Origin of the sequence: Nonomuraea candida, assembly GCF_000725485.1 — a bacterium.
Classification (GTDB): domain Bacteria; phylum Actinomycetota; class Actinomycetes; order Streptosporangiales; family Streptosporangiaceae; genus Nonomuraea; species Nonomuraea candida.
The window spans coordinates 80,297-93,803 of sequence record NZ_JOAG01000027.1; the positions used below are offsets into that span (position 1 = coordinate 80,297).

The 13,507-nt window shown below is 71.8% G+C and carries 10 protein-coding genes; 4 read left to right on the forward strand and 6 right to left on the reverse strand.

What is annotated here, in order from left to right:
- The first annotated feature begins 46 nt into the window (after positions 1-46).
- Entirely contained in the window at positions 47-451 is a 405-nt protein-coding gene (locus IO39_RS25270; RefSeq protein WP_043627921.1) for a hypothetical protein, read from the forward strand.
- Positions 452-591: 140 nt separating this feature from the next.
- On the opposite strand, the gene dop is transcribed toward IO39_RS25270, so the two are convergent.
- From dop to IO39_RS25300, 6 genes are all read right to left on the reverse strand, one after another.
- On the reverse strand, positions 592-2,106 hold the full coding sequence (gene dop / locus IO39_RS25275; RefSeq protein ID WP_043627924.1) for a depupylase/deamidase Dop: 1,515 nt from the start codon (positions 2,104-2,106) through the stop codon (positions 592-594).
- Between the two features lie 86 nt (positions 2,107-2,192).
- Complete coding sequence (locus tag IO39_RS25280; protein ID WP_245642213.1) at positions 2,193-3,272, reverse strand: acyltransferase family protein; 1,080 nt, start codon at positions 3,270-3,272, stop codon at positions 2,193-2,195.
- Between the two features lie 66 nt (positions 3,273-3,338).
- Entirely contained in the window at positions 3,339-4,445 is a 1,107-nt protein-coding gene (locus IO39_RS25285; RefSeq protein WP_043628294.1) for a pyridoxal-phosphate dependent enzyme, read from the reverse strand.
- A gap of 85 nt (positions 4,446-4,530) precedes the next feature.
- Positions 4,531-6,777 (reverse strand): carbamoyltransferase HypF, encoded by a 2,247-nt coding sequence (gene hypF, locus IO39_RS25290; protein WP_043627926.1) that lies wholly within the window; start codon positions 6,775-6,777, stop codon positions 4,531-4,533.
- Between the two features lie 311 nt (positions 6,778-7,088).
- Positions 7,089-8,852 (reverse strand): proteasome ATPase, encoded by a 1,764-nt coding sequence (arc, locus tag IO39_RS25295; RefSeq protein WP_043627928.1) that lies wholly within the window; start codon positions 8,850-8,852, stop codon positions 7,089-7,091.
- A gap of 204 nt (positions 8,853-9,056) precedes the next feature.
- Complete coding sequence (locus tag IO39_RS25300) at positions 9,057-9,908, reverse strand: tRNA (adenine-N1)-methyltransferase (RefSeq protein ID WP_043627930.1); 852 nt, start codon at positions 9,906-9,908, stop codon at positions 9,057-9,059.
- A gap of 55 nt (positions 9,909-9,963) precedes the next feature.
- Here IO39_RS25300 and IO39_RS25305 point away from each other — a divergent pair, with 55 nt between their 5' ends.
- The 3 genes from IO39_RS25305 to IO39_RS25315 all read left to right on the forward strand — a co-directional run bounded on the left by IO39_RS25305 (position 9,964) and on the right by IO39_RS25315 (position 13,428).
- The gene (locus IO39_RS25305; RefSeq protein ID WP_043627932.1) at positions 9,964-11,055 is read left to right on the forward strand and encodes a GNAT family N-acetyltransferase; all 1,092 of its coding nucleotides are present in this window, start codon (positions 9,964-9,966) and stop codon (positions 11,053-11,055) included.
- A 282-nt stretch (positions 11,056-11,337) separates the two neighbouring features.
- Entirely contained in the window at positions 11,338-11,814 is a 477-nt protein-coding gene (locus IO39_RS25310) for a hypothetical protein (RefSeq protein WP_157548882.1), read from the forward strand.
- Positions 11,815-12,591: 777 nt separating this feature from the next.
- A complete protein-coding gene (locus tag IO39_RS25315; protein ID WP_043627937.1) occupies positions 12,592-13,428 on the forward strand; it encodes an SDR family oxidoreductase in 837 nt (278 codons plus the stop codon).
- The last annotated feature ends 79 nt before the right edge of the window (positions 13,429-13,507 follow it).

The following is a 13,507-nucleotide window of genomic DNA, read 5'->3' on the forward strand; positions in this document are numbered from 1 at the left end:
AGCTGTCCTATCCAATAATGAAGCCCCGTCCGCACAGGAGGTTCAGATGTCCCCTTTGTCGCTGAGCACGGCCGGTGTGCTCCTCATCACAGTCCCGACGATCGCCTTCGGCGGCGTCTCGCTGCTGACGTTCCTGATGAGGAACGTGCCGGGCTACCGGGACAACCCGGTGCGCCGGAGCCTGTGGCGGGCGGGGCACGCGCATGCGGGCGTGCTGGTGCTGTTCGCGCTGGTCGCCCTGCTGTACGTGGACCGGTCGGGCCTGCCGGAGGGGTGGCAGGCAGTCACGAGGGCGTCGCTCGTGGCGGCCCCGATCCTGATGCCGCTGGGTTTCTTCCTGTCGGTGGCGCGCCCGTCGGACACGCGGCCGAACAAGCTGATCTGGCTGGCGGTGGCGGGCGGAGTGTGCCTGGCGGCGGGCACGCTGACGCTGGGGATCGGCCTGTTGTGACGGTCACGCGGCCGGTCCGGCTCCGCCGCGCGCAGCCCGCGGCCACCGGCCCGCCGGCTCGGCACGGACGTTCGGCAGCCGGCTGACCACGGGCGCCCCGGCCCGGGGCGGCTCAGCCCGGACGGCTCAGCGCGGGTGGCTCATTCGCCGCCGGTGAGGGCGGCGACGAGGTCGGCTGCGGTGTGGCAGCGGTCGAAGAGCTCGCCGACGTGGGCCTTGGTGCCGCGCAGCGGTTCGAGCGTGGGGACCCGCTGGAGTGACTCCCTGCCGGGGATGTCGAAGATCACGGAGTCCCAGGACGCGGCGGCGACCGATTCGCTGTACTGGCTCAGGCAGCGGCCGCGGAAGTAGGCGCGGGTGTCGGTGGGCGGGTTCTCGACGGCGCGCTGGACCTCTTCCTCGGTGACGAGGCGTTGCATGCGTCCGCGGGCGACGAGGCGGTTGTAGAGGCCGCGGTCGGGGCGGATGTCGGAGTATTGCAGGTCGACGAGCTGGAGCCGGGGGTGGGACCAGGCGAGGCCGTCGCGGCTGCGGTAGCCCTCGAGGAGTTCGAGTTTGGCGACCCAGTCGAGCTCGCGGGCCAGTTGCATGGGGTCTTCGGCGAGGCGGGTGAGCACGGACTCCCAGCGGTCGAGAACGTCCTTGTTCATCTCGTCCTGGGCGGTGCCGCGTTCTTCGACGTATTTGCGGGCCTGTTCGAGGTATTCCATCTGGAGCTGGACGGCGGTGAGCTTGCGGCCGTCGCGCATGGCGATCTCGTAGCGGCAGGTGGGGTCGTGGGAGACGGCCCGCAGGGCTTGCACGGGGTTCTCGACGGCGAGGTCGCGGGTGAGGAACCCTTCTTCGATCATGGCGAGGACGAGCGCCGTGGAGCCGAGTTTGAGGTAGGTGGAGATCTCGGACATGTTGGCGTCGCCGATGATGACGTGCAGGCGGCGGTATTTCTCGGGGTCGGCGTGGGGCTCGTCGCGGGTGTTGATGATGGGCCGCTTGAGCGTGGTCTCGAGGCCGACCTCGACTTCGAAGAAGTCGGCGCGCTGGCTGATCTGGAAGCCTTCGCCGCGGGAGTCCTGGCCGATGCCGACCTTGCCGGCGCCGGTGACGACCTGGCGGGAGACGAAGAAGGGGGTGAGGTGCCTGACGATGTCGGCGAAGGGGGTGGCGCGCCGCATCAGGTAGTTCTCGTGGCAGCCGTAGGAGGCGCCTTTGGCGTCGGTGTTGTTCTTGTAGAGCTGGATGGGGGCGTTGGAGGGGATGGCGGACGCGCGGGTGGCGGCGTCGTACATCACTCTCTCGCCGGCTTTGTCCCAGATGACCGCTGCCCGGGGGTTGGTGCACTCGGGCGCGCTGTATTCGGGATGGGCGTGGTCGACGTAGAGCCTGGCTCCGTTGGTGAGGATGACGTTGGCCAGGCCGAGGTCCTCGTCGGTGAGCTGGGTGGGGTCGGCCACCTCTCTGGCCAGGTCGAACCCGCGCGCGTCGCGGAGCGGGTTCTCCTCCTCGAAGTCCCATCGTGCTCTGCGCGCGCGTGCCGCCGAGGCGGCCAGGTATGCGTTCACGACCTGTGAGGAGGTCACCATCGCGTTCGCGCCTGGCTGGCCGGGTACGGAGATGCCGTACTCGGTCTCGATGCCCATCACCCGACGCACCGTCATGCAACACCCTCTGTTCGTCCGGGTCTGTCTATCCGCCGTTTATATGCCCGAGCCTATGCCCTTCACAGTGCCCCGGGGCCACAGAGTTATGGCACCGACGTCTTTTCCATCTGTACGGCGGGAGCTGATGGGGTTTGTGTGCGTCTGCGGGGCTTGAGTAGCCGCTGGATGGGGCGTTCGGCAAAGGAGTAGACCAGATACGACACGAGGATCGCCGCCAGGGTCGTGATCGTGGCGACGGCCCAGGGGGGCAGGTCGCCGGTGAGCAGCGGGATGAGGGCCACCGCGATGACGCTATGGAACAGGTAAAGCGGGTATGTGGTGCCGCCGAGCGCGGTGAGCGTCCTGGAGGGTTTGAGGCGGAGCGCGCCGAGGGCGACGAGGGCCGTCACGAGGTAGATGAGGGTGATCGTGATGATCACGCTGAGGTCGGTGACGGGCATGTTCTTGAACCCGGCCAGGTCGATGCGGCGGTGCACGCGGTCGAGGGCGGAGCCGATGGACAGGCCGTAGCCGGCGGCGACGTAGAGCCAGGGGAGCCAGGCGCTGCCGTGCTTGTGGATGAGGTACAGGGCCATGCCGGCGATGAAGTAGGGGGCGTAGCCGGGCATGACGATCTCGTTGACGGTGGCGTTGCCGAGGAGCTGGGCGCCGACGACGGCGGCGAGCCAGACGCCGCAGAAGATCAGCACGCGGGCGTAGGTGACGCCGACGATCACGAGGATGGAGATCAGCAGGTAGAAGCGGAGCTCGGCCCAGAGCGACCAGTAGACGCCGCTGGCGTCGGTGACTTTGAACAGCCGCTGGAACATGGTGGCGTTCAGCAGGTATTCGCCTGGGGAAAGTTTTGGGTCGAGCGCCTTGGCGCCGGTGAGGCCGTAGACGGCGGCGATGGCGGCCAGGCTGAGCCAGTACGCGGGGTAGAGGCGGACGAGCCGGGAGCGGGCGAAGGCGCCGAGTCCGCGGCCCCAGACGCTCATGAGGATGACGAAGCCGCTGATGATGAAGAACAGCTCGACGCCGAGGATGCCGAGGCCGGCGATCGGCGCGAGGGCGGGGAAGAGCTCGGCGGGGCGATCTCCCCAGACCGAGGCGTAGGCGACCAGGTAGTGGAAGGCGACGACGGCGAGGGCGGCGAGGAAGCGCAGCAGGTCGAGCTCGGCCAACCGGCCGTCTCCTCGGGCGTGTCTGGGCCGGTTGGGTCGTTGCACGGCCCTTAGACGTCACAGTGATCACTCTGGTTCCACCGGTCCCTCGGTTCCCACGAGCAACACGCGTGAGGTGTCGTCGAGGGCGAGGGCCCGGCGGGCGGCGGGGCCGAGGGCGAGCAGCCCCGCGGCTCCGGCGGCGCCGCAGCCGGACAGGGCGGCGCCGTGGGCGGCGAGCCTGCGGGCGGCGTCGGCGGCCTGGTCGTCGGTGATGGTGACGTAGAGGTCGGCGAGGTGGTGGAGGAGGTCGTGGGCCAGGAGGGAGGGTTCGCGGCAGTCGAGCCTGCCGAGGGTGGTGCGGCCGCCTTCGACGCGGACGGGGCGGCCGGCGCGGGCGCTCTCGACGAGGCAGGGCGCGCCGGCGGGTTCGACGACGACGATCCTGGGCTGCTCGCCCCACCGGTCGCGGACGTATCCGGCCGCGGCGGCGGCCAGCCCGCCGACGCCCGCCTGGACGAACACGTGCGTGAACGGCGGCGCGCTCCCGGTCCCGCCGGGCTCGCCGTCAGGGGCGGGTTTCTGCGGGGCTGTGGGGCTTTCTGGGGGCGGCAGGGCGCCGGGGTCGGCGAGTTCGTCGAACAGGACGCCGTAGCCGCGCATGACGTCCAGGGGGACGTCGGTGTAGCCCTCCCAGGAGCTGTCGGCGACGAGCCGCCAGCCGTGCTCGCGGGCGGCGGCCAGGGCGGCGGCGGCGCTCTCCTCGTAGTCGCCTCCCGCGCGGCGCACGCCGGCGCCGAGGGCGCGCAGCCGCCGCGCGAACGCCTCGGGGACGTTCTCGCTGAGGTAGACGACGCAGGGCACGCCGGCCTCGGCGGCGCCGGAGGCGACGGAGATGCCGTGGTTGCCGGCGCTGGCGCAGACGAAGGGCGGCCCGCCGGGGTCGCGTTCGGCGAGCAGGTGCACGGCGTACGCGCCGCCGAGGGCCTTGAAGCTGCCCAGCCCCATGCGGCCGCTCTCGTCCTTGACGTACGCGGCGCGCGTCCCGGCGAGCCCTTCGACGACGTGGACGGGGGTGGGCCGGTAGCGGGGGTGGCGGGCGAAGCGGGCGCGGGCCTGGCGAGCGTGCCCGGCGCCGATGAGCGCGCGGTCGTGTGCGGTGTACGGCGACCTGGCCGGGTTGAGGTACTCCATGATCGTCATGCTAGGCACGGCCGGGCCCGCGTCCGGGGATCCGGCACGCGCGACCCGCTTGCCCGGCCGGCGGGGGGCGGGTCGTTCACGTGTCGCGGGCGGCGGCGACGGCGGCCTGGCCGAGGCTGATGCCGCCGTCGCCGGGCGGCACGCGGACGTGTCTGAGCACCCGGAACCCGGCCGCGCGCAGCCGTTCGACGGTGCGGCCGAGCAGCAGCGCGTTCTGGAAGACGCCGCCCGACAGCGCGACCGCGGTGAGCCCGGTGTCCTGCCGGATGGCGACGCAGGCGCGGGTGATGGCGGCGGCGACGCCGTTGTGGAAGCGGCCGGCGATGACGGCGGGGTCGACGCCGGCGGTCAGGTCGGCGGCGGCGGCGCGGACGAGGTCGGCGCCCTCGACGACGAGCGGGCCGCCGGTGGTGACGGTGGCGGGGTAGACGCCGGTCTCGGACGGGTCGGCGCGCTGTTCGAGCTCGATGGCCGCCTGCCCCTCGTACGTGATCTTGTCGCGTACGCCGAGCAGCGCCGCGACGGCGTCGAAGAGGCGTCCGGCGCTGGAGGTGAGGGGCGCGCCGGCGGCGGCGAGCGCGACCGCGGCGGCCCAGTGTCCGGCGTTGCGCGCGGCCACGTCGAGGCCGGGGTGGTCGTCGCGCAGGTAGGCGGCGGCCATGCGCCAGGGCTGCCTGATCGCGGCGGCGCCGCCGGGCATGGGGACGTGGGCGAGGTGGCCGAGGCGGCGGAAGGTGAGCAGGTCGGCGTGGAGGAACTCGCCGCCCCAGAGGGTGCCGTCGGTGCCGTGGCCGTGCCCGTCGAAGGCGACGCCGATCACGGGGCCCTGGTCGCCGTTGTCGGCCAGGCAGGAGGCGATGTGGGCGTGGTGGTGCTGGACGGCGACGTGTTCGACGCCGGGGATCTCCAGGGCGTGCCGGGTGGACAGGTAGCCGGGGTGCAGGTCGTGGGCGACGATCTCAGGGCGGATGTCGAACAGGCCGCAGTAGTGGTCGATGCCTTCGACGTAGGTGCGCAGGGTGTCGTGGTCGTCCAGGTCGCCGATGTGGTGGGAGACGAAGGCGCGCCGTCCTTGCAGAAGGCAGAAGGTGTTCTTCAGGTCGGCGCCGCAGGCGAGGACGGGCCGGGGCGCGGGGCGGCGCAGGGCGAGCGGTTCGGGGGCGTAGCCGCGGGCCCGGCGCAGCACGGTGACCTCGCCGGAGCCGGGCCTGATGACGGAGTCGTCGGTGCGGGTGTGGATGGGGCGGTCGTGGGTGAGGAAGGCGTCGGCGATGCCGCCGAGGCGGGTCAGGGCGTCGTCGTCCTCGTACGCGATGGGCTCGTCCGAGACGTTGCCGCTGGTCAGGACCATGGGTGCGGCGAGTTCGGCGAGCAGGAGGTGGTGCAGCGCGGTGTAGGGCAGCATGAGGCCGAGGCTGCGGTTGCCGGGCGCGACGGAGGGCGCGACGGGGGCGCCGGGGCGGCGGGGCAGCAGCGCGATGGGCCGGGCGCGGCTGGTGAGCAGCGCGGCGGCGGCCTCGTCGACGTCGCAGAGCCGGCGGGCCTGGGCGAGGTCGGCGGCCATGACGGCGAACGGTTTGTCCTCTCGGTGCTTGCGGGCGCGCAGGGTGGCGGCGGCGTGCTCGTCGGAGGCGGCGACGGCCAGGTGGTAGCCGCCCAGGCCCTTGACGGCGACGATGCGGCCGGCGCGCAGCAGGGTGGCGGCGCCGGCGATGGGGTCGCCGCACAGCTCGGTGCCGCGGGCGTCGCGCAGCCGCAGCCGGGGGCCGCAGGCGGGGCAGCAGGTGGGCTGGGCGTGGAAGCGGCGGTCGCCGGGGTCGTGGTATTCGCGGGAGCAGTCGGCGCACAGGCCGAAGGCGGCCATGGTGGTGAGCAGCCGGTCGTAGGGGACGCCGCGCACGATGGTGAAGCGGGGGCCGCAGTTGGTGCAGTTGATGAACGGGTAGCGGTGGCGCCGGTCGGCGGGGTCGGCGAGCTCGCCCAGGCAGTCCTCGCAGGTGGCGGTGTCGGCCGCGACGAGGACGCGGCGCGGCCCGGCGGGGTCGCTGGCGGCGATGGTGAAGCCGCTGTGCCCGGCGGGTTCGGCGCTGACGACGGTGACGCGCTCGATCTCGGACAGGGCGGGCGCGTCGCGTTCGAGCGCGGTGAGGAACTCCTCGACGCCGGAGTGGGCTCCTTCGACTTCGATGTGCACGCCGTTGACGTCGTTGTGCACCCGGCCGGCCAGGCCCAGGCGGTTGGCGAGCGAGTAGACGAAGGGCCGGAAGCCGACCCCCTGGACGATGCCTTCGACGTGCACGTCTACTCGTTTGAGCGTGGTCACAGGGCCAGTGTGCGCCTGTTCGGGGTGGCGTGCATGCGTATCGGCCGTGTCGCCGCGCGCCGGGCCGGCGGGCGGGTGGAACGTTCCTCGCCTTTCCCTCCGGAGCGGGACGATCCTCCTCCGGGACGCTCGCGCCGGGACGCTCGCGCCGGGCGGCGGGGTCCGGCAGGGCTCCCGGGGAAGGCGTCGGGGGCCGGGGCGGCGGGGGTGTGCGGGGCCGGAACGGCGGGCGGCGGGGCGGGTGTGCGGGGCCGGAACGGCGACAGGGCCGGGGCGCGGGGTGCGCCTCGGCCCTGTCGTGCCAGGGTTCGTTACAGGTATTGGCCGGTGTTGGCGACGGTGTCGATGGACCGGCCGGCTTCGGTGCCCTGCTTGCCGGAGACCAGCGTGCGGATGTAGACGATCCGCTCGCCCTTCTTGCCGGAGATGCGGGCCCAGTCGTCGGGGTTGGTGGTGTTGGGCAGGTCCTCGTTCTCGGAGAACTCGTCCACGCAGGCCGTGAGCAGGTGTTGCACCCGCAGGCCCTTCTGGCCGCTTTCGAGGAACTGCTTGATGGCCATCTTCTTGCCCCGGTCGACGATGTTCTGGATCATCGCGCCGGAGTTGAAGTCCTTGAAGTAGAGGACTTCCTTGTCACCGTTGGCGTAGGTGACCTCGAGGAAGCGGTTCTCTTCGCTCTCGGTGTACATCCGCTCGACGACGCTCTGGATCATCCCCTGGATGGTGGCCTCGCGGGAGCCGGAGTGCTCCGCCAGGTCGTCGGGGTGCAGGGGCAGATCGGGGACGAGGTACTTCGAGAAGATGTCCTTGGCCGCCTCGGCGTCCGGCCGCTCGATCTTGATCTTGACGTCCAGGCGGCCGGGCCGCAGGATCGCCGGGTCGATCATGTCCTCGCGGTTGGAGGCGCCGATGACGATGACGTTCTCCAGGCCCTCGACGCCGTCGATCTCCGACAGCAGCTGAGGGACGATGGTGTTCTCCACGTCGGAGGAGACGCCGGAGCCTCGGGTGCGGAAGATCGAGTCCATCTCGTCGAAGAACACGATCACCGGGGTGCCCTCGGAGGCCTTCTCGCGGGCCCGCTGGAAGACCAGGCGGATGTGCCGCTCGGTCTCACCGACGTACTTGTTGAGCAGCTCCGGGCCCTTGATGTTGAGGAAGAAGCTCTTGCCGGACTGGCCGGTCTTCTCCGCGACCTGCTTGGCCAGGGAGTTGGCGACGGCCTTGGCGATGAGCGTCTTGCCGCATCCGGGCGGGCCGTACAGCAGCACGCCCTTGGGGGGACGGAGCTTGTGCTCGCGGAACAGGTCGGCGTGCAGGTAGGGCAGCTCGATGGCGTCCCTGATCTGCTCGATCTGCCGCATGAGGCCGCCGATCTCCTCGTAGGAGATGTCGGGGACCTCTTCGAGCACCAGCTCTTCGACTTCGGACTTGGGTATGCGCTCGTAGACGTAGCCGGAACGAGGTTCGAGCAGCAGCGAGTCGCCGGCCCTGATGGGCTGGCCGACCAGCGACTCGGCCAGCCGCACGACGCGCTCCTCGTCGGCGTGCGAGATGACCAGGGCTCGCTTGCCCTCGTCGAGCAGTTCTTTGAGCATCACGATCTCGCCGACCTCTTCGTAGCCGAGGGCTTCGACCACGTTGAGCGCCTCGTTGAGCATGACCTCCTGGCCACGCCGCAGCGAGTCGACGTCGACGGCCGGGCTGACGTTCACGCGGAGCTTGCGCCCTCCGGTGAACACCTCGATCGTGCCGTCTTCTCTGGCCTCGAGGAAGGTGCCGAAGCCGGATGGCGGCTGCGCCAGCCGGTCGACCTCCTCCTTGAGGGCGACGATCTGGTCCCTGGCCTCCTTGAGGGTTGCCACCAGGCGTTCGTTCTGGCCTGTCACGGCCGCGAGATTCGCCTGTGCCTCATGGAGACGCTCTTCGAGGACTCTGGCCTGACGGGGTGACTCGGCCAGCTTCCGCCTCAGCGCGGTGATCTCCTCCTGGAGGAAGGAGACCTGTGTTGAAAGATCAGCGACCTCCCGTTCGCGCTGCGCGGCTCGAGCCTCAGCATCATCGCGAGCTGCCACGCCCCGTCACCTCCTTCCCAGTCGAGGGCGACTACTTAGGACCTTACCTATCTCGGGCCCCTCCGTAACCTGGCCGGGCAGTGTTCGTAGAGTGACATTCAGTATTCGTTGAATAATCCCCAATAGTGCGTTTAATACTCCCAGCATATGAACACGGCGGTCTGTTCCCGTGTCACGCACCAACGCACCCTCGTGGCCAAATTGTCATAGTTCTTCAGTCGTCCCCTTCGGTCGTCGGCGGCGCGGCGGCGGGGTCACGCCGTCGGCCATGCGCCGGGCGGTGACGAGGAACCCGGTGTGGCCGATCATCCGGTGATCGGGCCGCACGGCGAGCCCTTCGACATGCCAGTCGCGAACCAGGGTCTCCCACGCCTGCGGCTCGGTGAAACACCCGTGATCGCGAATGGCCTCGACGGTCTTGGACATCTGCGTGGTCGTGGCCACGTAGCAGCAGATCACGCCGCCGGGCGTGAGCGCCTTGGCGGCGGCGTCGACGCACTCCCACGGGGCGAGCATGTCGAGGATGACGCGGTCGACGTCGGTTTCGTCGATCGAGGCGACCAGGTCGCCGACGACCAGGCGCCAGTTGTCTTCCATGGGCCCGCCGTAGAACTTCTCGACGTTCTTGCGGGCCACGTCGGCGAAGTCCTCGCGCCGCTCGTAGGAGGTGACGTGCCCCTCGGGGCCGACGGCGCGCAGCAGGAAGCAGGTCAGCGCGCCGGAGCCGACGCCGGCCTCGATGACGCGGGCGCCGGGGAAGATGTCGGCCATGCCGACGATCATCGAGGCGTCCTTGGGGTAGATGACGGCCGCGCCGCGCGGCATCGCGAGGGTGTAGTCCTGGAGGAGGTGGCGGAAGGCGAGGTACTGGGTGCCGCCGGAGGAGCGCACGACGGAGCCTTCAGGCTGCCCGATCAGGTCGCTGTGGGGGATGGCGCCCTTGTGGGTGTGGAAGACGCCGTCCTCCTTGAGCGTGATCGTGTGGCGCTTGTTCTTGGGGTCGGTGAGCTGCACCTGATCCCCTGCCTGAAATGGCCCATGCCTGCGGAAACCCATGGCGGCAAGGGTATAGGGCTTTTGAGCGCGTCCGGACGCGCGATATCTATGGGGGATGCTCCCGCGTGACGTGATCTTGACCGGTTCCCTGATCCTGCGGCCCCTGGCGAAGGAGGACGCCGAGGCGATCGTGGCGATGTGCGGCGATCCGGTGACGGCCCGGTTCTTCCCCGCGCTGCCTCACCCGTACGAGCATGACCATGCCCTCGCCTACCTGGACAGGGCCGGGCGGCGGTGGGAGGCAGGCGGGGCGCAGTTCGCGATCGTCGAGGACGGGCGGCCCTGCGGCCTGCTGTGGGTCTCGCCTCCCGACGCCTGGAACGTGGTGAGCGTGGGCTACATCGTGGCGCCGTGGGCGCGCGGCAGGGGCGTGGCGGCGACGGCGGCGCGGGGGGTGACGGACTGGCTGTTCGACCACGGGCTGCGCAGGGTCGAGCTGCAGGCCGAGGTGGAGAACGTGGCGAGCCTGCGGGTGGCGTACAAGGCGGGCTTTCGCGAGGAGGGGCGCAGGCGGGAGGCCAGGCGGCTGCGGGACGGGCGCTGGGCCGACTACGTGCTGTTCGCCAGGCTGCGGGGCGAGGGGACGCCGGCGGAGGAGCCCTACCTGCCGTTCTTCGCCGGCGGCGAGCTGGGCGACGGCGTGGTGCGGCTGGTGCCGATGGCGCCGGAGGACGCCGGCGACTACCACCGGATGATGGCCGAGCCGAGCGTGGCGGCGTACTCGCTGACGCCGCCGGCCACGCTGGAGGACGACGAGCGGCGCTGCCGCTACACCGGCTACTGGTGGGCCTCGGGGCAGCGGGTGGAGCTGGCGATCAGGGACGCGGCCTCGGGGGCGTTCGCTGGGCACGTGCAGCTCATGCAGGTGACGCCGGTGCTGGGGCAGGCGATGATCGGCTACTCGCTGCTGCCGGCCTTCCGCGGCAGGGGGTTCATGACGCGGGCGGTGCGACTGCTGGTGGGGTGGGCGTTCGCGAACACGAGCCTGCACCGGATCGTGGCCGGCACCGACGCGGGCAACACCGCCTCGCACGCGGTGCTGGAGCGGGCGGGGTTCCGCAGGGAGGGCGTGCAGCGGGAGCTGTTCCCGCGGCCGGACGGCACGCGCTCCGACGACGTGCAGTGGGCGCTGCTGCGCCCGGCCTGAGACGGTACGGGCGGTGAGCGGTGCTGCGCCCGGCCCGAGACGGTACGGGCGGTGAGCGCCACTGAGCCCGGTCCGAGACGGTACGGGCGGGCGCGGCGGGGGTCAGGAGGCTGCCCGAAATTGGCAAAAATCCTGATTTCCTGTTGAGGGCTAGTCAAGGGCCGCGTCGGGGGCGATAGTCAGGGCACCCGCAGGCGAGCTTCGCGCGATCGGGCTGCGCGATCTCGCGCCCTCCGCTCCGAGGGGATCACCGCGATGCCATACAACCGTGTCGATGTCGCCATGCGTGAACTTCTCGCTTCGTTCTCCTGCCTGGAGGCCGTGGGCCTGACCGACCGGCTGGCGCGTACCGCCGCCGCCGTCGCGGGCACCGGCTACGCGGGGTTCGTGCGCGTCGATCCGCTGCGCCAGGAGGCGGTCCCGGTCCACGTGCACGCCCCGCCGGGCGACCCGCTGCGCCTGCGCCGGTGGCTGGCCGAGTCGGGGGTGCTGAAGGAACTGGCCGCCTCCTCGGCGACGGTGCGGCTGGCCCGGGACGCCTCGGTGGGCGAGCCGGGGTTCCTGGCGGCGCCCGTGCCGGCGGCGGTCTGGGACCAGACGTTCGTCTGGGTCGCGGGGCGGGCGTTCTGCGACGGCGACGAGCATCTGCTCGGCCGCTTCGCCACGGCGGCGGGGCGGGCGCTGGAGGCGGCGAACGGGCTGGAGGCGGCGGTGCGCCTGTTACGTGGCGTACGGGCTTTCCGACCGGCCTCGCCCTGATCCGGCGCTTTCGAGGCGGGCCGGATCACGGGAATGGGACGTCCGGACCGGGGGCGGATTTCACGGCTCGGCTGCTTCGTGGCCGGGTTCTCCGCCGCCCTTTCCGGCAGGGATTCGCCATTCATCGAATGGCGGGCGACATTCTCGGCATTCCACAACAGGGGGGTAATACGGCCTCCGCCGCCCGCCCGCGGCTCTCCTCTCCCCCGCCGCCCGCCGGCCCCCGCGAGCGGCGGGCCAGGCTCCCCGGAGCCCGTCCCCGCTTGCCGATCCGGCCCGGTGGCGGCCGTCCCAGCCGTGGCCTGCCTGCACGGATGCGCTCTCACGGACAGCCCGCCCCTGGAACGCGCTCGTGGAACATCCGCCCCCCCGGACGGCCCTCGGGCCACACGACCAGGCACCCTTCTGACGGATATGCCACCTTTTCGACTAGATGGGTGATGAGCCGGGAAAACGACCGACAATTTCCACGCATTCATCACCTAACTACCCCTAATGGGCATATGCCTGCCCTTTTCCGTGCGCGACGGGACGATCTAACGCACTCACCACGAGCCCGTCAGGTTCCGGGCTGAACTAGGCGGTACCAGGCAGAACCGGGCGGGCCAGCCGGGCCGGCGGGGCAGCGTGGCCGCTCCAGGCGGGCCCGGGCAGGCCCAGGCGGAGGTGTGGGCGGTGCCGGGACCCAGGCGAGGCCGGGCTGCGGGTCCATGCGGCGCCGCGCAGGACCAGGCAGGGAGGGGCGGGGCGGGGCCGGTGGGAGTAGCGTGGCCGGGCGTGAAGGTGCTCATCGTGGGTGGGAGCGGGTTCCTGGGCGGCGAGCTCGTACGGCTGTGCGCGGCGGCGGGCCACGAGGTGGGCGCGACCTACCTGACCCGCCCCGGCGAACCCGGCGCGGCGCGGTGGCTGCGGCTGGACGTGCGCGGGCGTGAGGAGGTGGCCGCCGTGCTCGGCGCGTTCGGGCCGGAGGTGACGATCAACGCCGCGTACCGGCAGGCCGGCTGGGCCGCCACCGCCGACGGCGCCGCGCACGTGGCCCTGGCCGTCGCGCGGCTGGGCGGGCGGCTGGTGCAGGTGTCCAGCGACGCCGTCTTCTCCGGGGCCGCGGCTGGCTACGGCGAGACGTGCGCGCCGGATCCGGTGAGTCCGTACGGCGCGGCCAAGGCGGCGGCCGAGACCGTCGCGCGGGCCGTGCTGCCGGACGCCGCGGTCGTCAGGACGTCGCTGATCGTCGGGCACGGCCGGTCGGCTCACGAGGAGCTGGTGCGCTCGCTGGCCTCGGGGGACCGCGCGGGGGTGCTGTTCACCGATGACGTGCGCTGCCCCGTGCACGTCTCCGACCTGGCGGCGGCGCTGCTGGAGGTGGCGGCGCGGGGGTTGCCGGGGGTGCTGCACGCGGCCGGCGCGGACGCGGTGAGCCGCTACGAGCTGGGCCTGCTCATCGCCCGCCACCACGGCCTCGACGAGACCCGCCTGCGACCGGGGAGCCGCGCCGCCGCCCGGGTGCCGGGGCCGCTGGAGGTGCGCCTGGACTGCTCGGCGACCCAGCGGCGGCTGCACACCCGCCTGCGCGGCGCCCGCGAGTTCCTCCGGCCTTCCGCGACCGGCCGCTGACCGCCCCGCCGTGTCCGGGAGGGGCCGCATCCGGGAGGGGCCGCGTCCGGGAGGGCGGGAAAGCGCGGACGCCCGCGCC

Excerpts from the sequence above, each read along its gene's own strand:
- IO39_RS25310 (WP_157548882.1), top strand. The coding sequence starts at position 11,338 with ATGCGTGAACTTCTCGCTTCGTTCTCCTGCCTGGAGGCCGTGGGCCTG.
- IO39_RS25300 (WP_043627930.1), bottom strand. The coding sequence starts at position 9,908 with ATGGGTTTCCGCAGGCATGGGCCATTTCAGGCAGGGGATCAGGTGCAG.
- dop (WP_043627924.1), bottom strand. The coding sequence starts at position 2,106 with ATGACGGTGCGTCGGGTGATGGGCATCGAGACCGAGTACGGCATCTCC.
- IO39_RS25270 (WP_043627921.1), top strand. The coding sequence starts at position 47 with ATGTCCCCTTTGTCGCTGAGCACGGCCGGTGTGCTCCTCATCACAGTC.
- IO39_RS25305 (WP_043627932.1), top strand. The coding sequence starts at position 9,964 with ATGCTCCCGCGTGACGTGATCTTGACCGGTTCCCTGATCCTGCGGCCC.
- IO39_RS25285 (WP_043628294.1), bottom strand. The coding sequence starts at position 4,445 with ATGGAGTACCTCAACCCGGCCAGGTCGCCGTACACCGCACACGACCGC.